14 protein-coding genes are annotated in these 20,311 nt (G+C 71.5%); 11 read left to right on the plus strand and 3 right to left on the minus strand.

Annotated features, from left to right (window positions below; all coding sequences use genetic code 11):
- Positions 1-58: 58 nt before the first annotated feature.
- Positions 59-307 (minus strand): WhiB family transcriptional regulator, encoded by a 249-nt coding sequence (locus J2W21_RS14825; protein ID WP_066498767.1) that lies wholly within the window; start codon positions 305-307, stop codon positions 59-61.
- Between the two features lie 263 nt (positions 308-570).
- Between J2W21_RS14825 and J2W21_RS14830 the strand changes: the two genes are divergently transcribed.
- Entirely contained in the window at positions 571-1,089 is a 519-nt protein-coding gene (locus J2W21_RS14830; RefSeq protein WP_307115278.1) for a hypothetical protein, read from the plus strand.
- Between the two features lie 30 nt (positions 1,090-1,119).
- Here the strand turns inward: J2W21_RS14830 and J2W21_RS14835 are convergent, their stop codons facing one another.
- Entirely contained in the window at positions 1,120-5,274 is a 4,155-nt protein-coding gene (locus J2W21_RS14835; protein WP_307115279.1) for an FtsK/SpoIIIE domain-containing protein, read from the minus strand.
- 199 nt (positions 5,275-5,473) lie between these two features.
- Here J2W21_RS14835 and glf point away from each other — a divergent pair, with 199 nt between their 5' ends.
- The 10 genes from glf to J2W21_RS14885 all read left to right on the plus strand — a co-directional run bounded on the left by glf (position 5,474) and on the right by J2W21_RS14885 (position 18,260).
- Positions 5,474-6,661, plus strand: coding sequence for a UDP-galactopyranose mutase (gene glf / locus J2W21_RS14840; RefSeq protein ID WP_307115280.1), 1,188 nt, complete (start codon positions 5,474-5,476; stop codon positions 6,659-6,661).
- A complete protein-coding gene (locus tag J2W21_RS14845; RefSeq protein ID WP_307115281.1) occupies positions 6,658-8,715 on the plus strand; it encodes a glycosyltransferase in 2,058 nt (685 codons plus the stop codon). Before glf ends, J2W21_RS14845 begins: the two co-directional genes overlap by 4 nt.
- Positions 8,687-9,583: an ABC transporter permease gene (locus J2W21_RS14850; protein WP_373423115.1), complete on the plus strand. Its 897-nt coding sequence runs from the start codon at positions 8,687-8,689 to the stop codon at positions 9,581-9,583. Before J2W21_RS14845 ends, J2W21_RS14850 begins: the two co-directional genes overlap by 29 nt.
- Positions 9,584-9,604: 21 nt before the next feature.
- Complete coding sequence (locus J2W21_RS14855) at positions 9,605-10,360, plus strand: ABC transporter ATP-binding protein (protein WP_307115340.1); 756 nt, start codon at positions 9,605-9,607, stop codon at positions 10,358-10,360.
- Complete coding sequence (locus tag J2W21_RS14860; RefSeq protein WP_307115283.1) at positions 10,357-11,862, plus strand: glycosyltransferase family 39 protein; 1,506 nt, start codon at positions 10,357-10,359, stop codon at positions 11,860-11,862. Before J2W21_RS14855 ends, J2W21_RS14860 begins: the two co-directional genes overlap by 4 nt.
- A gap of 129 nt (positions 11,863-11,991) precedes the next feature.
- Positions 11,992-13,011 carry an ABC transporter substrate-binding protein gene (locus J2W21_RS14865; RefSeq protein WP_307115284.1) on the plus strand — a complete coding sequence of 340 codons (1,020 nt, stop codon included), beginning with the start codon at positions 11,992-11,994 and terminating at the stop codon, positions 13,009-13,011.
- 7 nt (positions 13,012-13,018) lie between these two features.
- Positions 13,019-15,172, plus strand: coding sequence for an acyltransferase family protein (locus J2W21_RS14870; RefSeq protein ID WP_307115285.1), 2,154 nt, complete (start codon positions 13,019-13,021; stop codon positions 15,170-15,172).
- Positions 15,153-16,778, plus strand: a complete 1,626-nt coding sequence (locus J2W21_RS14875; RefSeq protein WP_307115286.1) for a glycosyltransferase family 39 protein — start codon at positions 15,153-15,155, stop codon at positions 16,776-16,778. Before J2W21_RS14870 ends, J2W21_RS14875 begins: the two co-directional genes overlap by 20 nt.
- 10 nt (positions 16,779-16,788) lie before the next feature.
- The gene (locus J2W21_RS14880) at positions 16,789-17,808 is read left to right on the plus strand and encodes a glycosyltransferase family 2 protein (protein WP_307115287.1); all 1,020 of its coding nucleotides are present in this window, start codon (positions 16,789-16,791) and stop codon (positions 17,806-17,808) included.
- Positions 17,805-18,260, plus strand: coding sequence for a GtrA family protein (locus tag J2W21_RS14885; protein ID WP_307115288.1), 456 nt, complete (start codon positions 17,805-17,807; stop codon positions 18,258-18,260). Before J2W21_RS14880 ends, J2W21_RS14885 begins: the two co-directional genes overlap by 4 nt.
- On the opposite strand, the gene J2W21_RS14890 is transcribed toward J2W21_RS14885, so the two are convergent.
- Positions 18,247-20,283 (minus strand): DUF6541 family protein, encoded by a 2,037-nt coding sequence (locus J2W21_RS14890; protein WP_307115289.1) that lies wholly within the window; start codon positions 20,281-20,283, stop codon positions 18,247-18,249. The two genes, J2W21_RS14885 and J2W21_RS14890, sit on opposite strands and share 14 nt — an antisense overlap.
- Positions 20,284-20,311: the final 28 nt, after the last annotated feature.

Below are 20,311 nucleotides of genomic sequence, written 5' to 3' on the forward strand. Positions count from 1 at the left end.
CGGGAAGGACGGCGGCGGGCGGCGGAAGCGGCTGTGCGAGCTCCGGGGCTGCGCTCTCTCAGGAGGCCCGGCGGGCGCGCGCCGCGCGGCGCTTGAGCGCCCGGCGCTCGTCCTCGCTCATGCCGCCCCAGACCCCGGCATCCTGACCGGACTCGAGGGCCCACTGCAGGCAGGTGTCCACGACGGGGCAGCGGCGGCAGACGCTCTTGGCTTCTTCGATCTGCAGGAGGGCCGGCCCGGTGTTCCCGACAGGAAAGAAGAGTTCCGGATCCTTGTCGAGGCAGGCAGCGCGATCACGCCAATCCATGGTGGTAGAGCAACTCCGTTCTTGGGGGACGAGCGGCTTGTGAAAACATTCACGAGGCCGTCCAAAGCAAAGGGGCCTGTGGGGCCCCGCGATCAACTTCATTAAGGTTGTCACGTTAACTGGGTGTAAACAAGGGGTCGGGGGCAGGATTCGGGCCCCGGACGAGAGGGATGCGTCACACCCAGGAACGGCACGGACCGGCGCCGGGGAACGCCGCCGATACGGCTCAGCCCGCGGGGCGTGCCGTCGGGTATCGTGCGGATGTGCCTACGCCAGACCTCCCGCCGTCCCCGCGCCCTTGGACCCTCGCCGTCCTCGTGGCCATCGTGCTGCTCGAGGCGGCGGTCCTGGTCGGCTTCGCGGTCTTCTACGCCGTGGAGCTCCTGGCCGGCAACGCCGAGACGTCCCCTGGAGGAGCGGCGTTCACCCTGGTGCTCCTTGCAGCCTTCGGCGCCTGGCTGGCCTCGGCCGGGGCATTCCTGTGGCGGGGGCGCCGCTGGCCCCGGTCGGCCGCCTTGGTGGCGCAGCTGTTCGCTCTCGTCATCGGTGTGCCGACGCTCACCGGAGGCGTCGTCGTCCTCGGGTTTGCCATCGTGCTGCCGGCCCTCGTTGCCCTCTTCCTCCTCTTCGAGAAGCGCGTCCTCGCCGCCACGCAGGGGAGCACCCGCAGCCGGGACCGGGAGGGCCGGGCCGGTGGCGCCGACGGGCCGGGCGCCGACACGCCCGACGCCGGCGGCACGGACGGCGACGGCACAGACGGCGACGGCACGAAGAGAGACTGAGAAGGGCGACTGGGGATCCGGCCGCGCGGGCTACGGCGGGCGGGTGTCCGAGTGCCGGTCGTGCACCCCGAGCTGCACGTCCGCCTGGCGGCCGTTGAGGAGGGCCACGCCGCGTCCGGGCGGGACACGTCCCGGGACGTCGACCCGCACCCCGAGGATGTCGCCGTCGGCCGAGGTCCGCGGTGCGATGAGGATGCCTGTCCCCGATGAGCGCACCGTGAGTGCCAGCGGGCACCTGACGTAGAGGTTCGCGCTGTAGCCCGCCGTGGCCACGATCCGCGCCCCGGCCTCGAGCAGGCGCGAGAGCAGCTGGTTCTCGGCCGGATCGAGCTGGTCGGCGTCGTCGACGAGCAATACCGCGTCGGCGACGCGTGGCGCTGTTCCCGTGCGTCGGCCGGTCCCCGCATGTCGGTCGAGGGCGGCCTGCCAGGCGCGGGCCCGGGACTGCGGGTCCGCGTCGACGAAGTCCACCGCGGGATTCATCGTCGGCAGGGCCGAGAGGAGCGTGCTCTTGCCGGACTCCGGCGCGCCGAGCACGAGGAGCACCTCGCCGGCCGCGAGGCGGAGGGACAACGGCGCCGGCTCGTCCCCGGCCAATCCCACGACGAGCCGCAGCCGCCCAGGCGCCGCGGCGTCCGCCCCAGGGCCAGGGCCGGCGGCGGTGCGAGCGAGCTCGGCGACCAAGGCCGCGGGAGCGAATGCCGGCAGCGGATCGACGCGGAAGGGGGCCGGCTCGCCGCCGCTGCGCGGTCCCCTCCCTCCGCGGCTGCCGGCGCCCTCGGCGGCCGGCGGTACAGTGCCGGCAGTGCAGCACTGCACTGCCAAGGGGGCGTTCCCGGCCACGAGGGTGCCGGCGGCTGCGGCCCGGCCGACGAGCGCGGGCATGGGGGGAAGACGCGGCCATGACAGGCGCGCCTCGTCGGTGGCGCCCTTCGGAAAGAACAGCCTCGCGGCCAGGCCGCCGAAGATCCGCGACCCCACGAGCTCACGCTCACCGGCCACGACGACGGTCAGTCCGGCGGCGGGGCCGTTCCTGACGAGGTCGCCGAGCCCGTCTTCCGCCCAGGCCTGAGGACTCTGCCGCAGGGCTGAGACCCAGGCGCCCCACGCGGAGACGACGACGACGAGCGGGATCGGTGCCGGCGAGCCGGGACGCGCTGGGAGACGCTGCGCGCACTCCTCGTCCAGCCTCGCGATGACGCGCGCTGCCCGCCGCAGCTCGCCGGGGCCCACGTGTGCGCCCACCCGGGGATGGTCCCGCCAACGGCCGAGCGATCCGTCCCCGTCGAGGAGATACAGGTGGCGGGCGTCGCCTTCGTCGGCGAGCTGCGCGACGACCGCTTGGAGGGCATCAGAGACCCCCGCCGCCGGTGGCCCGACGAGCGCGAGATGGCCGCCGGGTGCCGGTTCCCAAGTCAGGGGGAGGACCCGTTGCTCATGCGGTACATCGACGAGGCCGAGGTGGACGAGGTTCGGGGATGCACGGCCCCCACAGTCCGTCGGCGCCGCCGCGTCCGGGCCGGCCGGCGAGAGGCGCGCGGAGCTGGCGGCGGCCTCGGCCACGGAGAGCTCCGCAGGCAGAGGCGGCGCGACCGGCTTCCTGACCTGCGCGCCGCCGGCCGCGGCCCAGACACTGGCCGCCGCCTCCACGAGGGGCCCCGCAGCCTCGGCCGGAGTCGACGGGGCCTCGCGGTCGGCGCCGCGTCCGTCGTCCGGCCAGCCGCTGGCATCAGCGATCCGCACGGCGGTGGGACGCGCCGTGGAAAGACCGAGAGCGGCCGACTGGAAGGCCAGGGGTTCCTCACCCCCGATGGCAAGGTAGGCCCGGCCCGGGCTGGCGATGGGGATCCGGGCCGCGAGCGGGGAGCCCAGGACATCCGAGGACTCGGCGTCGTGCTGCATCCTCAGGGCGATGCTCGTGGACACATTCGCCCGGATGTCCGCCGAGAGGGCTCCCTGGGGCCGCTGCGTGGCCATGACGAGGTGCATGCCGAGGGAACGGCCCACGGTCGCGATGCGCATGAGCTCGGCCAGGGCGGCCGGCGCCTCCTCGACGAGCATCCTGAACTCGTCCACGACCAGCACCAGCCTGGGCAGGCCGCCGGCGACGCGCGCGTAGTCGGCCACGTCCGCTGCGCGCGCGCCGCCCAGCAGGCGCTCGCGCCGTTTGAGCTCGGCATGGAGCGAGGCGAGCGTGCGGTCGATGCCGCCCTCGGTCAGATCGGTGACGAGTCCCACGCAGTGGGGGAGCCCGGCGAGCGGCGCGAGGCCCGAGCCGCCCTTGAAGTCCACGAGGAGGAAGGTGAGGCGGGCTGGAGAGTGGGTTGCGGCGGCGGCAGCGACGAGGGTGCGCAGGAACTCCGATTTGCCCGACCCCGTGGTCCCCGCCACCAGCAGGTGCGGCCCATGGGCCACGAGGTCGAGCACGACCGGGCCGGCTTCGGAGAGTCCGAGGGGGATCCTGACACCGGACTCCTGCCCGGTCCTGGCCCATGCTGCTGCGATCCCCGCGGGATCGAGCGGCACGATCTCGTCGAGCCCGCACCGGCGCGGGACCCCGACGTGCGCCGCCGCCGCGGTCTCCGAGCGCGCTGCCCGCCGCGCAGCGACCTCGAACGCACCCGCCGGCACGAGGTCCGGGGCGAAGCGCGTTGTCGTCCCCTCCCGGACGAGGGCCGAATGTCCGCCGCCGAGCCGGACCAGCGCGTCGGGGGAGACGGGCAGGCAGCCGACCGGCGCGACCACCGGCCAGCCGCGCGCGAGCGCCGCGTGGACGGCCGCGGCGCACGACTCCGTGCCCGGGAGGACCACGAGGAGCCCGCGCGGGCGGGTCGCCAGGACTGCGTCGGGGCAGGCGCTCGTCGTGCCCGCCGGAAGGAACTTCAGCCGGGGGAGGAACCGGGCCGGCAGCCGCAGCCCGCTCGGGCCCCCGACCACGGCGATGCCCACGTCGGCCGCGGCGGGCAGGAGGGCGAGCTGGAGGAGGAGCGACCTCATGAGCCCCTGGACGTGGTCGGCCCCGCCGTCGAGCCCGAGGACTCCTCGGAGCGGGACCGTCAGCGGGGCGGCAGCGAGCCGGGGCGGCTCTGCACCGGAACCTTCCGGTTCCACCACGACGTCCGCGGGCTGGTCCGCTGTCCCCAGACGCACGTGGACTGCCGCGTCCCCGGCAGTGCCCTCCCCGCCAGCGCCCTTCCCGCCGGGGCCGCCCCTGCCAGTGCCGTCCCCGGGCGGCCCGTCGCCGCCCGTGTGCCGCGGCGCGACGCCGGAGGCCCTCGCGAGAAGCCCGACGTCGGGTGCCCTCGCCCGCCGCCGGGCGCTGTCGTCGTCGGCCGCAGCCGCGAGCCGCCGCCCGAAGTCCCGGCGCGCCGACCTCCCCTCGATGAGCGGGATGACGACCGAGACCGCGGAGACGGCCGTGAACGCCAGGAACATCCACATGCCGGTGGCGAGCGCCAGCGCCACCCCGACGCCCAGCGGGAGCACGGCCATCGTGATCATCGCCGCCCGGCGGGACGGCGGGGCGTGGCGGACCACCCGCAGGGGAGCCCCCGGGCCGGATCCGGCGCAGGCGTCGAGCATGACCTCCTCGGCCTCGAACACGAACGTGCACGTGGACGACCCCAGCCGGAAGGCCTGGCTGGCGCAGAGCTCGGCGCGCTGGACCTTCCGCCCGGCGACCCAGACGCCGTTGGCGCTGTCGAGGTCGCTGACGGTAATTGCGGTGTCGGTCACCTCGATGAGGGCGTGCTCGCGCGAGAGCTCGGGATCGGGCAGCGTCAGGGCTCGGCCTCGACCGCCCGGGGCGCGGCCGAGCCTGAGGGTTCCCCGGCCGACCGGCACGACGGTGCCCGCCGCGGGGCCTGTGTGCACCACGAGCGAGAGCGGGGGAGGAACTGCTCGGTCGGCGCCGCGGCCGGCGCCGGGACCGAGGAGGACCGCGCCGCTGACGAGCGGCGGTCGGCCCACCGCGAGGCCGGCGAGGGGAAGGCCATCGACGGTGCAGTCCCCGGTCCCGTAGGCGCGCTGCAGGGCCGCGGCGACCTCGGCGCCCGGTGAGCCCTCGGCGGCGTGGACCACCAGTTCCCGGCGCATGGCGCCCGCCAGCGCGCTGCCGGCGCCCGGCGAGATGAGCGCGCAGTGCAGTTCCATGGTTCCCCCGTCGGCGCGGGCTGTGCCGTCCACCTGTGCTGTCCACCACCTGTGCTGTCCACCACGCTAGGCAGCACGGTGCCCGCGCCGCCACGGGCGAACCGGCCGTTGTGGATAACCCGGACTCCGGCGATTCCGGGAAGCCGGAGCCGCTCGGGTAATCTGAACCCCGGACATCTCGGGTCGCTGCCCCACGCGCGGCGGCGCTCGGCTTTTCTCACAGGGAGACACCTTGACTGCAGACCTCGTCGTTGTCGGATCCGGATTCTTCGGGCTCACCGTGGCCGAGAGGGCAGCCAGCGAGCTGGGCCTCAAGGTCACCGTGATCGACCGGCGCCACCACATCGGCGGCAACGCCTACAGCGAGACCGAGGAGCAGACCGGGATCGAGGTGCACCGCTACGGCGCCCACCTCTTCCACACCTCCAACGAGAAGGTCTGGGAGTACGTCAACCGCTTCACGACCTTCACCAATTACGTGCACCGCGTGTACGGCGTCCACAAGGGCGAGGTCTTCCCGCTGCCGATCAACCTCGGCACCATCAACCAGTTCTTCCGGGCCAACTACACCCCGGCCGAGGCACGCGCGCTCATCGCCGAGCAGGCCGGCGAGCTTGCGGGCACCGACCCGCAGAACCTCAACGACAAGGGCATCCAGCTCATCGGCCGCCCGCTGTACGAGGCCTTCATCAAGCACTACACCGGCAAGCAGTGGCAGACCGATCCGAAGGACCTGCCCGCCGGGATCATCTCCCGCCTGCCCGTGCGCTACACGTACGACAACCGCTACTTCAACGACACCTACGAGGGGCTCCCGACCCAGGGCTACACCGCGTGGATCGAGCGGATGGCTGACCACCCCAACATCGACGTCCGGCTCAGCACGGACTTCTTCGACGAGTCGCAGCCCATCAGCAAGGGCAATGTGGTCGGCAAGGTCCCGGTCGTCTACACGGGCCCCGTGGACCGCTACTTCGACTACGCCGAGGGCGACCTCTCCTGGCGCACGATCGACTTCGAGGAGGAAGTCCTCCCCACCGGCGACTTCCAGGGGACGTCCGTGGTGAACTACAACGACGCCGACGTGCCGTACACCCGGATCATCGAGCCGCGCCACTTCCACCCCGAGCGCAACTACCAGACCGAGAAGACGGTCATCATGCGCGAGTTCTCCCGCTTCGCCGAGAAGGGCGACGAGCCCTACTACCCGATCAACACCGAGGCCGACCGCGCGAAGCTGCTCGCCTACCGCGACCTGGCCAAGGCCGAGAAGGACGTCCTCTTCGGCGGCCGGCTCGGGACCTACAAGTACCTTGACATGCACATGGCCATCGGCTCGGCGCTGTCGATGTACGAGAACAGGATCAAGCCGCACTTCGAGGGCGGCCAGGCCCTCGTGAGCGGGGGAGTGGACGAGTGACGACGGCGGAGACTGCTGTCGCCGCCGGCTCGCCGGACGCCGCTTCCGACTGGCAGGAGATCCAGCGGGTGGTGCTGCCCGCCACCGGGCAGGAGGACGTGGTTCCCCTGTACGTGGACGCCGGCTCGTCGCACGGCGTCCGGCTCGTGGAGGACGACACCCTCTACCGGAAGCCGCGGAAGCCGGACGAGAAGCTCAACCTCGTCTCGTCCCAGCCCATCGAGGCGCACTACGAGGACTTCCTCTCGCGGGAGTCGATGGCGGTGCGGCCCGGCCAGCACGTGTCCTTCGGCACCTACTTCAACGCGTTCCCGGCGAGCTACTGGCGCAGGTGGACTGCGGTCCGCAGCGTGCGGCTTGTGGTCGAGACCGAGGGGCGCGGCACCGTCGTCGTCTACCGCTCCAACGCCAGGGGCCACCTGCAGCGGGTGGCCTCCCGCGCCGTCGACGGCCGCCAGCGGGCGGAATTCGAGCTTGACCTCTCCCCGTTCGGCGACGGCGGCTGGTACTGGTTCGACCTGAACGCGAGCCGCGACGGGATCGAGCTCGTCCGCGCGCACTGGGACGCGCGTCCCGGGCAGGCCCACACCGGAACACCCGCACGCCGCGGATCGGTCATGGTCGAGATCACGACCCTGAACAAGCCCGGCTACTGCATCGAGAACGCGAAGCAGTTCGCCGCGCACCCCGAGGTGCTCGAGCGGATCAGCGAGATCCTCATCGTCGACCAGGGCACCGACAACGTACGCAACCACCCCGAGTTCGCCGCCGTCGAGGCGGCACTCGGCGGCCGCCTGCGGGTGATCGAACAGTCCAACCTCGGAGGCTCCGGCGGGTTCGCCCGCGGGATGTTCGAGGCCGTCGAGGGCGGCTACGACTATGTCCTCCTGCTGGACGACGACGTGGTCGTGGAGCCCGAGAGCATCGTGCGGCTCGTGACGTTCGCCGACCACTGCAAGAAGCCCACGCTGGTCGGCGGGCACATGTTCGACCTGCACGCACGCACCATCCTGCACGCCTACGCCGAGGTCGTGGACCCGTACCGCATCACCCCGGAGATCCCCCGGATCGACATGCGCCTGCGGCACGACTTCGTCGACTCGAACCTCCGCCAGACGCCGTGGCTGCATCGGCGGGCGGACGCGGACTACAACGGCTGGTGGATGTGCCTCATCCCGACCGCCGTGATCCGCGAGGTCGGCCTCTCGCTGCCGCTGTTCATCAAGTGGGACGACATCGAGTACGGCCTGCGGGCCAAGAAGGCCGGGTTCCCCACGGTCTCCCTCCCCGGCGCGGGCCTATGGCACGTCTCATGGGAGGACAAGCAGGACGACATCGGCTGGCAGGCCTACTTCTACGCCCGCAACCGCCTCGTCGCCGCGCTGCTGCACAGCCCCTTTGCCCACGGGGGCCGCGTCCTGCGCGAGTCGTTCCAGGTCGACGTCAAGCACCTCTTCTCGATGCAGTACTACGCGGAGGCGCTGAGGTCCGTCGCCCTCGCGGACGTCCAGCGCGGACCCGAGGTCCTCCACGACGACCTGCCCGTGAAGCTGCCGGACGCCGTCGCCCTCCGCTCCCAGTACAGCGAGGCGCAGTTCCGCGACGACGTCGACGAGTTCCCCGTGCCGAACAGCGCGGAGGCGCCCCGGGGCATCGATGCGGCGGGTTCGCCCACCAAGAAGGAGCTGATCCCGTGGGCCGCGAAGGCCTTCGCCCGGCAGCTCACCCGCGCGGTGGCACCCGAGGCAGCGGAGCACCCGCAGGCTCACCTGGCCCACAAGGACAACAAGTGGTGGCGTCTGGCGAACTACGACTCCGTCGTGATCACCAACGCGGAGGGCACGGCGTCGTCCTGGTACCGCCGGCGACCCGAGCTGCTCAAGCCCAGGATCGCGAAGTCGGCTGCGGTGCATGCCGGCCTGTGGCGCGACTGGGACGCCCTCGCCGCCCGCTACCGTGAGGCAGCGGCGCGCGTGACGAGCCTCGACGCCTGGCGCGCCACGTTCGCCGAGCACACCCGCAGCGATGGAGGAAGGGACCGTGGCAAGCACTGACGTCGAAGCGGGCCTGACCCAGCCGGGGCGCAGCGGCGGCCTCAAGGACGTCTACCGGAACCGCTTCCTGCTCAAGCTCCTGGTGCGCAAGGAGATCAAGGTCCGCTACCGCGGATCGGTCCTCGGCATCGTGTGGTCGTACATGCGGCCCGGCATGCAGTTCCTGGTGTTCTACATCGCCCTGGGGCTCTTCCTCAATGCCCAGGGATCGACGCCGAACTACCCGATCTACCTCTTCGCCGGCATCGTCCTCGTGAACTTCTTCACCGAGGCCCTGGGCAATGCAACGCGGTCGATCGTGAACAACCGCGACCTCATCCGCAAGATCTACCTGCCCCGCGAGCTATTCCCGGTCGCGAGCGTCTGGGTGTCCGCGGCGCACTTCCTGCCCCAGGTCCTCATCCTCCTGGTCGTGTGCCTGTTCTTCGGCTGGCTCCCGACCCTGTGGTCGGTGCTCGCCCTGATCGCGGCCTTCGTGATGCTGGCCGTGCTCGCGATCGGCCTCGGGCTGTTCTTCGGCGCGATCAACGTCTACTTCCGCGATTCCGAGAACCTCGTGGACCTGCTGATCATGATGGTCACGTGGGCCTCGCCCGTCCTCTACCTGTGGAGCCAGGTCGAGCGGGTGCTCGGGCCGTTCTTCCCGCTCTACCAGCTCAATCCCATGACCGTGGCCGTCGAGGTGTTCCACTGGGCGTTCTGGCGCCCGACCCTCGACGACGCGCAGCTCGCCGCGCCGTCGGCGGCCACCGTGCCTGGGCTGTTCGAGCTGTGGTTCCCCCTCGCGGGCGTCGTGACCGTGGCCATCCTCCTCGTGGGGCAGTTCACGTTCTCGCGCCTGTCGGTCAAGTTCGCGCAGGAGCTGTGAATGGCTGACCACACCATCACGATGCAGACCGCCATCACGGTCCAGGGCGTCCGCAAGGAGTTCGTGCTCCGGCACACCCGCTCCCTCAAGGAAGCGGTCATGTGGATCCTCCGCGGGCGCCGCGGGGACATCTCCAAGAAGTTCGACGCGCTCAAGGACGTCTCCCTCCACGTGGAGGAGGGCGAGACCGTCGCCCTGATGGGCCTGAACGGATCGGGCAAGTCCACCCTCCTGAAGCTCATCTCCGGGGTGCTGCAGCCGGACGCCGGGTCGGTGCGCACCCGCGGCCGCGTCGCCGGGCTCATCGAGGTGGGCGCCGGGTTCCACCACGACCTCAGCGGGCGCGACAACGTCTACCTCAACGGCGCGATCCTGGGCATGTCGGAGCAGCAGATCGACGCGATGTTCGACTCCATCGTCGAGTTCTCCGAGATCGGCGAATTCATCGACACCGAGGTCAAGTTCTACTCCTCCGGCATGTACCTGCGCCTCGCCTTCAGCATCGCGGTCCACACGGATCCCGAGGTCTTCCTCATCGACGAGATCCTGGCTGTGGGCGACGAGCCGTTCCAGCGCAAGTGCATCTCCAAGATCAAGGAGCTCGCCGCGGCGGGGAAGACGCTGTTCGTGGTCAGCCACGACCTCGACCTCGTCTCGACCATCTGCGAGCGCGGGGTCCTGCTCGAGCACGGCAAGGTGATCATGGACGGTGAGGTGCACGAGGTGGTGAAGGAGCTCCGCCGGCGCAGCGCGGAATCCGCGGGCACGGAGGCGTGAGCCACGTCGGCGCCGTGCAGGAGGTGCCTGTCTCCCTGCGGGGGCGCCTGGTTCTGCCCCTCGCGGCCGCCGCGTTCGCGCTCGTCACCCTCGTGCCGGCCTGCTGGGTGCCGAGCCTGTGGACGGACGAGGCGGCGACCGCGAGCGCGGTACGCCGCTCGTGGCCCGAGCTGTTCTTCATGCTGGGCAAGGTCGACGTCGTCCACGGCCTCTACTACATGCTCGTGAAGTCGCTGACTGACGTGGTGGGCGTGAGCGAGCTGAGCCTGCGGGCACCGAGCATCGTCGCGGGTGCCGCGGCGGCCGCGGTCCTCGCGGTGGCGGGGCGGCGGCTCGGCGGCCCGCGGGCCGGACTCGCGGCCGCCGTCGTGCTCATCCTCCTGCCGCGGTTCCAGTTCGCGGCAACGGACGCGCGGTCCTACGCCCTCACGCTCCTCGGCAGCTCCCTGTGCATCGCCGCCCTGGCAGGCCTGAGGGAGAGCTGGCGGTGGCGCGGCGTCCTCGGGTTCGGCGCCGCGCTCATGGTGTCCACCGGGCTCTCGTTCTACTGCATCCTGCTCGCCCCGGTCGCAGTGCTCGCGGTCCTCGCCGACGGCCGCCTCCGTCGGCAGTGGTGGAAGGTGGCGCTCGCGAGCGTCCCGGCCGCGGGCGTGGCGGCCTGGGTCGCCGCCGCCGCCTCACGCCAGACGTTCCAAGTCGCGTGGATCCCGCCGCTGGACTGGCATGTGGCCCCCGAGATCCTTCTCCTGCAGTACTTCTCGCACGCGTCGATGTGGACGGACGCCGGCATCGTCCCTGCCGCCTCGGCCCCGCTCGTCGTCGGCATGGTGATGACCGCGGTCGCCGTGCTGGCGCTGGCGGTCTGGGGCGCGGTCCGCCGCCCGCGCTCGTTCTCGACGGTGCTCGGCCTCGCGCTCATCGTCGTCCCGCTCGCCGTTCTCCTGGTGGGATCGGCCCTGATGGGCAGCTCGTACTATCTTCCGCGCTACCTGACGTTCACGGCGCCGGGGCTGTGCCTGCTCGCCGCCAACGGCGCCGTCTCCCTGACGCGGCGCTCGGCTTTCCGCTGGGTTGCCGGGGCCGCCGCGCTCACCCTCGCCGGCGGGGCAGTCTTGGCCATCGCCGGGCAGCGGACCCAGTTCGCCCGAAGCCCATCCGACGACTTCCGCTTCGTTGCGGACACGATCCGGGACCACGCCCGCCCGGGGGAATCCTTCGCGGTCGCGGCCGGCGAGGACCTCTTCCTCGCCGCCTACCCCCGGCCCTTCGAGGGGCTCGTGGACCTCACGCGCGGCATCAGCGCCGCACAGTGGGGCCTGATCTTCGATCAGAGGTTCCCGCTCGAGAGCCGATCGGCGCTCGTGGACCGGCAGAAGGTCGTCTTCGCGATCCGGCCGGTGGAGAAGCCCCAGGAGGAGGAGTTCCTCCGCAGCCGCGGCTTCGCGGAGCAGGGGCGCTGGAGCGGCCCCGGTCACGTGATCGTCAAGTTCGTCAAGTACTGACCGGTACCATTGACTGGGTGTGCGCCGGCTCTTCCGGCGCTCGAGGAATGAAGGATGAGGAAGCGGATGCCGAAGCCCCCGACGACGTCGACCAGCTCTTGGAGCCGACGGGCGTTCTTGGCGGGCGGCGTGTCGCTGCCCTTCCTCCTGACCGGGTGCCTCGATAAAAAGAGCGCCGACCGGACCGCCGTCGAGGACAACTCGTTCCCCACGACCATCCGGCACGCCCTCGGGTCCACCACGATCGACAAGGAGCCGCGCATCATCGCCACCCTCGGGTGGTCGAGCGCGGACGTGTGCGTCGAACTCGGCGTGCTGCCGGCCGGCTACCCGGTGGAGGCGCTGCGCGGCTACGGGACGCCGCCCTGGTTCTCGAAGGCCGTGAGCCAGCTCGATGCCCTCCTGCCCCGCAACTACCACGACGACGCAGGCGTGCCCTGGGGCGACCTGCAGGACATCAAGCCCGATCTCATCCTCGCGGTCAACGCCGCCTTCGGGAAGGACGCCGCGGAGACGACCGACGTCTACACCCAGCTGACCAAGATCGCGCCCACCGTCGCGTGGCCGGGCCGCCAGAAGGACACCGACTGGCGGACGACGACGACGATGGTCGCCCAGGCGCTGGGCCGCAAGGATGCCGGCAAGGCCCTCGTGACCTCCACCGAGGGCGCCATCCGTGATGCGGCGGCCGCCTACAAGGACCTCGCCGGGGCCACCGTGCTGTGCCTGGAAGCGCGCTCCGTGCCGGGGGCCTCCTTCGAGGTCCATACCCAGGACTCCAATGCCATGCGCGTGCTCGCCGACTTCGGCCTCAAGCCCGCGCCCGCCCTCGCGAAGATCGTCGCCGATGGCCAGCCGAACGGGCAGACCGTCGGGCCCAAAACCGTCTACCTCGACGCCAACCGGGCCGCCGAGCTCGTGGCCGACGTCGTCGTCGTCGGCGTCCGCCCTGACGAGCACAAGGACATCGCCGAGGGGAAGGTGCTGTCCGGCATCCCCGCCCAGCGGCGCGGCTCGACCCTCCTGCTGAACACGGACCAGGACTTCCTCGCGCTCGTCGCCGCCTCGCCCACCTCCATCAAGTGGGCCATCCAGACGGTCATGCCCGGACTCGCCCGCTGCGCGTACCTCGCGCGCACCGCCAAGTAGCTCCGCCGTGACGCAGACCGAGCCAGGGGAGATGCGCTCCACGGAGCCGGACGCCGTGGCCCCCGCCGCGCCACGGACGGTCCGCAAGGACATCCAGGCCCTCCGCGCCCTCGCGGTGGCCGCCGTCGTCGTGAATCACGTGTGGCCGCGGCACCTCCCCGGGGGCTACGTCGGCGTCGACATCTTCTTCGTCATCTCCGGCTACCTCATCAGCAACCACCTCCTGTCGGAGGTCCGCCGGACGGGGACCGTCCGGCTGGGGTCCTTCTACGCCCGGCGCGCCAAGAGGCTCCTCCCCGCCGCGCTCCTGGTCGGCCTCGTGGCCCTGGCAGCTGCATACGTCTGGCTGCCGTTCAACCGCTGGGCGGTCATTGCCCAGGAGACCATCGCGGCGGCCTTCTATGCCGAGAACTGGGTGCTGGCGGCCAAGTCGGTGGACTACTCGGCCCACAGCGAAGGCGCCTCGACCGTCCAGCACTACTGGTCGCTGTCGGTGGAGGAGCAGTTCTACCTCCTGTGGCCGCTCCTCCTCCTCGCAGCGTGGGCCGTGGCCACGAGGTTCCGCTTCCGCCACCACCGCAGCGTCACCCTCGCGTTCTCCCTCGTGGGGGCCGCGTCCTTCGCCTTCTGCATCTGGTACACGGTGGCGGACCGCAGCCCCGCGTACTTCGTGACCCCGGGGCGCGCGTGGGAGTTCGCGGCCGGCGGCCTCATCGCGGTCGTAGGGCACCGCCTCCGCGAACGGGGCGCCCGGTCGCTGCCCAGACCCGTCAGGGGGATCCTCCAGACAGTGGGCCTCGGCCTCCTCGTCGTCTCGGCGCTCGCGTTCAACGAGACCACGCCCTTCCCCGGCTACCTCGCGGCCGTGCCGGTGGCAGGGACGGCGCTCATCATCGCCGCCGGGCCGGAGCGCCCCGGATGGTCGCCCGTACGGGTCCTCGAGAACAGGCCGGTCCAGTACGTGGGGGACATCTCCTACTCCCTCTACCTCTGGCACTGGCCGCTCATCATCCTCGCCCCGTCGGCCCTCGCCAGGGACCTCGGCACGGCCGACCGCATCGGGGTCGTCGTCCTCTCGCTCGTGCTCGCGGCCGTCACCAAGCGCTTCGTCGAGGACCCGGGCCGGACCAGGCTGCTGCGCGGCTCCGCCCCGCGGAAGGTCTTCCTCGCGACCGTTGCGGCGATGAGTGCCGTGGCGGTCGCCGGGCTGTCCCTCATCGGTGCGGCCGCTGCCGAGCAGGCGACCCAGGAGCATCGGGCTGCGCTGCTCGCGAGCGGGGCGTGCTTCGGTGCGGCGAGCCTTGCCGACCCGAAGGGATGCACCGATCCCTTCGGCCCCGCCGAGGTCGCGAACGTGGGGGAGAACGAGGCGCCCTGGTTCAACGCCCCGGAATGCAGCCCGGCCCCCAACCCCGTCATGGCTGGCCCGCAGAGGGCCCTCCTGCGCTGTGACTTCACCCAGGGCAAGCCCGCCTCCGAGACCGTCTGGCTCGTCGGGGACTCCCACGCCGAACAGTGGAAGGCCGCGATCCACGAACTCGCCAGGCAGCGGCACTGGGTCCTCTACGAGAGCCTCGTCGGAGGGTGCCCCCTCGTCGATGCCAAGCGCGTGGCGTTCATGGGCGTCCCCTCGGACAATCCGGCGCTGCAGCAGAAGTGCCTGACCTGGAGCCGCGACCTCGCCGCGCGGATCACCGCCGAACGGCCCAATCTGGTCATCGCGTCCACCTTCGCCAGCGGCGAGACGATCGACGACGGCACGGGCCGGTCGCAGCTGGACCAGTACCGCGCCGCAGTGAGTCGCCGCTTCCTTCCCTGGGCGGCCGCAGGGTCCCGCGTGCTCGTGATCCGCGACACCCCGCTCACGCTTGACCGCTCGACGCCGGACTGCGTCGCGCAGAACCCGGACGATCCGCAGAGGTGCTCGAACCCGCGGTCGGCGGCGCTTCCGCCGGACCCGCTGGCCGAGGGCGTCAGGGCGCTCCACGACAGCCGGCTCGGTGTCCTGGACCTCTCCGACCAGTTCTGCCCGGGGGCGACGTGCTACGCGGTCATCGGCGGCGCGCACGTCTACTTCGACCGCGACCACGTCTCGCGCACCTACACCAAGTCCCTCCTGCCCCTCGTCAGCCGGCGATTCGATGCTGCCGTCCACGGCTGAGCCGCAGGAGGCGACCGCCCGGGAAGGCGAGCGCAGGCCCCGCGGTGCCGTCGTCGTGGCCGCGGTCCTGTCCACGCTGGTCCTGCTCGTCCTCGTCGACGTCGTGGCGGACCCGCCGCCGACCCTCGTGCCGTACAGCACGGCGCTCGTCGTGGCCGCCGCCGCCGGGCTCGTCGCCCTCGCCCCGCTGCTGCACCGGGCCGCGGCCTGGTCCGCCGGCGTCCTCGAGCGGGTGCCCCGTCCCGGCCGGTGGGCGCTCGCGGCCGCCGCACTCCTGGTCCTCACGCTCGTCCCCGCGGTCATCGGACTGGCCGTCCGCGTACCGCCGGGCTGGGACGCCGGCGCGGTCCTCGACACTGCGACCGCCTTCGCCCAGGGGACGCACTACGACTTCGCGGAGCAGTACTTCGCCTGGTACCCGAACAACCTCTTCCTCGCGTTCGCCCTCGGCTGCTACTTCAAGGTCGTCGGCGCGTTCGGGGTGACCGATACCCTGGCCGCGGCGATCTGGCTGCACGCCGTCTTCATGGCCGTGAGCTCGCTCCTCGCCGTCCGCCTCGCCCGGCGCGTGGCGGGGCCCGCGGCCGGCGTGGGCACCCTGCTCGTCACAGTCCCCTTCGTGGCGCTCGGGCCGTGGAGCGGCGTGCCCTACTCGGACACGCTCTCGATGCCGTTCCCGGTCGCCATCCTGCTGCTCGCGGACATCGCGCGCACGGCACCCCGCTGGCGCTCGCTCGGCCTCTGGGCTGCGGTCGGGGTCCTCACTGCGGTCGGGATGCAGATCAAGCCGACGGTGGTCTTCGCGTTCGCGGCCGTCGGCCTCACGGCGATGCTCGCCTCGCGGGGAGCCCGGGAGTGGGGCAGGACCGCCGTGGCGGCGGCCGTGGCCCTCTCCTTCGCGGGCGCGGCGTTCCTCGGCAGCAGCGCCGCCGTCAAGGCCGCCCACGTGGTCCAGTTCAACCTCGACACCAACACGCAGGCCGTGCCGTTCACGCACTTCCTCAAGATGGGCGCCACGGGCAGGGGCGGCTTCAACGCCGACGACATCCGGGACACCCTGAGCACGCCGCCGGCAGACCGGTTCGCCAACGGCCTGAACGGCTACCTCGGCCGGGTCGAGGCCATGGGGCCCACGGGCTATCCCGGCTTCCTCCTGGACAAGCTGGGGTGGTCGCTCGGCGACGGATCGTTCTACGCGTGGGCCGAGGGGGTCACGCGGGAGAACCACAGCTTCCCCGCCCACGACCCGCTGAGCGAGCAGATCCGCCGCTTCTACACGTTCGACGGCGACGGGGCGCCTCTCCTGCGCAGCGCCTGGCAGGCTGCGTGGTTCGCCGTGCTCGCGGTCCTGGCCCTCTCTGCACTCGTCAGGGGCGGCGGCAGGGACGCCTGGGCCGGCACTGCGTCGCGGCTCGCCTTCCTGGCACTGCTGGTCTTCCTGGCCCTCTTCGAGAACAGGGCCCGCTACATCTACCTCTACGTCCCGGTGGTCGCGGTCCTCGTCTCTGCGGCGGTCGCGGACGGCCGCGCCGCGTTCGTGCGCCGTCGCCGGCAGGCGCGCCCTGCGCCCGGCCCGGGCGGCCCGGGCCCCGCCGCGGTCTCGTAGAATCATGAGCGTGCTTGAGAACATGGGGGACGCCGACCGACCGTCCGCCGGACTGTTGAGTTTCGTCCTCCCTGTCCACAACGAGGCGGCCAACGTGCATCCTCTGCACGGACGCCTTGCCGCCATCGTGGATCAGCTGGGCCACGACGCCGAGTTCATCTACGTCAACGACGGCAGCAGAGATGAGTCCCTTGCGGTGCTCCGCGGCCTTGCGCGCCGGGATCCCCGCGTGGTCGTGATCGACTTCTCGCGGAACTTCGGCCACCAGATCGCCGTGACGGCGGGGCTCGACGAGGCCCGGGGCGACGCCGTGGTCATCATGGACACCGACCTGCAGGACCCGCCGGAGGTCGTGTTCGACCTCGTGGCCGCCTGGCAGGGCGGCGCCGACGTCGCGTACGCGCAGCGGCGCACCCGCAAGGACTCCTGGTTCAAGCGCACCACGGCCTCCGCGTACTACCGCCTCCTGCGCAGGCTCTCCGACATCGACATCCCCGCCAACACCGGCGACTTCCGGCTCATCGACCGCCGGGTCGTCGACGAGCTCAAGAAGTACCGCGAGGTGGACCGGTACCTGCGGGGGATGGTGAGCCACGTCGGGTTCACGCAGGTTGCGGTGCCGTTCGACCGCGACGAGCGGCTGCACGGCGAGACGGGCTACCCGATGGCCAAGATGCTCAAGCTCGCCGCGGACGGGATCCTCGGCTTCTCCACGTTCCCCCTCACCGTCATCTCCAGGATCGGCTTCCTCGCTTCGGGCCTTGCCGTCCTCGGTGCGTTGTACGCGCTCGCGATGAAGCTCTTCGCGCCGCAGAACGTCGTCGAGGGATGGACCTTCATCGTCATGAGCGTGCTGTTCGTAGGCGGGATCCAGATCAGCATGCTCGGGATCCTCGGGCAGTACATCGGCCGCATCTACCGCGAGGTGCAGGCCCGGCCGCTGTACACCGTGCGCTCGGTGTACCGGCACGGGGAGGAGCGCCCGCCCGCGGCTGCCCCGAACGGCGCCTCGCGCGTCGGCGACGCGTGACGGCGGACCTCCGGCGCCCGCGCCCCGCGGCGCTCGCCAGGGCCTTCCGCTTCGTGGTGGTCGGCCTCGTGAACAACGCCGTCGGCTACGGTCTCTTCGTCGTGCAGTCCCTCGCCGGGGTGGGGCACACCGAGGCGATGACCGTGAGCTATGCGGTCGGGATGGCGGTCAGCTTCTGGGGCAACCGCGCCTGGACCTTCGGGCACGAAGGGCCGCTCTGGCCCACCATCCTGAGATTCCTCGGCGCCAATGCCGTGGGGTACACGGTCAACTATGGCCTGCTCAACTGGCTCGTCGAGGGCTGCGGCTGGCCGCAGATCCCGGCCCAGCTCGCCGCCACGGCGGTCGTGGCGGTGTGCACGTTCACCCTCATGCGCCTCTGGGTCTTCCCACCAGCAGCACGGGAGCGGCGCGGTGCGGCAGCCGCCGAGGAAGCCGCTAGGGGCAACTGACCCTGAAGAGCCGCGCGTGGCCGACCTCGGCGACGAGCTTGACGCCCGGTGCGGAGTCGGTCGCCAGATCGTTGAGCCCGACGAACGGGTCGTCGGACGGGATGACGGTCTTGTCGCCGAAGTCCAGCGCCCAGTAGGCGCGCAGTTCCTTCACTGCCGGGCATACGCGCGAGTTGTAGGCTGCCTCGTCCCAATGGTTGAGGACCATCGCCTCGGTGGGGTTCCGATCGCCGAACACGTGGGGCGCGACCGTGCGCCGGTCCTCGAGGGCGTACACGAGCGAGCCTCCCATGAGCGGGTTGGCCACGATCGTGTCGCCGGCGGGCACGATGCCGGGGACCTGGTCGAGCAGTGCGCGCTCGTCGGAGTCGACGAGCATCGAGTTGCTGTCGAGGGTGAAGACCTGGTGGATGCGGTCCTGGACGCTCGAGAGCGTGCCTCCCTGCGAGCCGACGCCCATCGCCAGGATCACGAGGGACACCACGATGGCCGTGATGCCCTGCCACCGCGGCGCCGCGGAGTCCGCGAGCCTGCTCAGGCGCGTAGTGCCCGCTGCCCACTCCCGCGCCAGTTCCAGCCCGGCACGCATGCGCCAGAGGAGCCACTCTGCTCCGAGGATGGCGACCGGGAGGGCCACCACGGGCAGGATGGCCGCGAGCCTGAAGCTGTCGTTGTACCAGACTCCCGTGAGGAAGGTGCGCAGCGAACCCGGGTTCCAGCTCGAGACGACGACGTAGAGGGCCCCGCCGATCGCGTACATCGCCAGGACCCACCAGAGGCGCCGGAGCTGCCGGGCCAGCACGTACAGGCCGATGAAGGTCAAGGGGGTGAGGATCCAGGCGACCGTCGTGCCCATCGGGGCGTTGGCGAGGACCTCGCCGATGGCGCGGGCGTTGGACTGGAAGGGGGCCCAGGGGGCGGCGCTCAGGCTCGGCCGGAGGAGGTACCAGATGCCGGCCACGCCGACCGAGTAGACCAGCGCGAAGGCGAGCCAGAGACGCAGGGCCCGGCGCGACGTCGTCCGCTTCCGCCACGCACCCCACGTGACGAAGAAGCGCGCCCAGACCACGGGAAGCGCGAAGCCGAGGAGGCCGATCGCCGTCGACGGGTGGGTCAGGGCGAGTCCCGGGAACGTCCCCACGAGGGCGAGGATCGGAGGAAGGGGCGACGACGGCTGGCTGCGCGCCATGCCGAGGGCCTCGATCGCGAGCCCGAGCACCGCAGGCATGAGCGCGATCGCGGCGTGGTTGGGGTAGAGGACGCCGAACGCCACCATGAGGTAGGGGAAGGCGCTGAAGCCCGCAGAGAGGGCGCCGGCGGCCATGAGCGGAACCGGGCGGTACCCGACGATGCGGCTGATGAGGAACAGGCACGAGAGGGGCCAGACCAGGGCGCCGATGACGATCGTCGCGACGTTGACGACGACCGGCACGGGGCCGCCAGCCAGTTGGAGGATGAGCGCCATGGAGTCGTGCATCGCGGCCGGGTAGAACGAGTGGGACGAATCCGTGAGGTTGCCCAGCGTCAGCGACGAGCCGTTCGCGTGGTCCTCGATGTAGCGGATCGCGTTGAGGTGGTAGATGTTGTCGAACGTCTGCGAGAAGTCCTCGGGTGCGCCGAAGCCGAGGATGTACCGGCGGCCGATGATGAGGGCAGCGAACGCCACCGAGAGCGGCACTCCGGCCCAGACGATCCACCGGCCGAGGTCCAGGTGCGTGAGAGGACCATTGGAGGCCAGCACCCGGCCGCCGGCGCGAGGGGAGCGGCGGCGCCAGAGGACGCGCACCGCGAGCACTGCAAGCGTCAGGACGGCCGAGACCACGAAGTAGACCACCGGGTTGAACGGGAGCCGCACGAAGGGGGCCACCACTGCCGTGCAGCCGGCGACGGAAGCGGAGACCGGAGCGGCCAGCGCGGCGAGGTTCAGCCGCCTGACACCGGCTGCCGCGAGCACCGCCAGACCGGGCCCGAACATCACCACCAATGCTGCCGCGAAGGTCGGGATGGTCTGGATCCAGGTCATCTGGTGAGGCTCCTCGCGTCGGTCAACC

The sequence above is a fragment of the Sinomonas atrocyanea genome (genome assembly GCF_030811715.1).
Taxonomy (GTDB): Bacteria; Actinomycetota; Actinomycetes; order Actinomycetales; family Micrococcaceae; genus Sinomonas; species Sinomonas atrocyanea_A.

What these genes read in the sequence shown, in the direction of transcription:
- J2W21_RS14850 (WP_373423115.1), top strand. Translation starts at nt 8,687, where the DNA reads ATGGAGGAAGGGACCGTGGCAAGCACTGACGTCGAAGCGGGCCTGACC.
- J2W21_RS14855 (WP_307115340.1), top strand. Translation starts at nt 9,605, where the DNA reads ATGCAGACCGCCATCACGGTCCAGGGCGTCCGCAAGGAGTTCGTGCTC.
- J2W21_RS14825 (WP_066498767.1), bottom strand. Translation starts at nt 307, where the DNA reads ATGGATTGGCGTGATCGCGCTGCCTGCCTCGACAAGGATCCGGAACTC.
- J2W21_RS14890 (WP_307115289.1), bottom strand. Translation starts at nt 20,283, where the DNA reads ATGACCTGGATCCAGACCATCCCGACCTTCGCGGCAGCATTGGTGGTG.
- J2W21_RS14875 (WP_307115286.1), top strand. Translation starts at nt 15,153, where the DNA reads ATGCTGCCGTCCACGGCTGAGCCGCAGGAGGCGACCGCCCGGGAAGGC.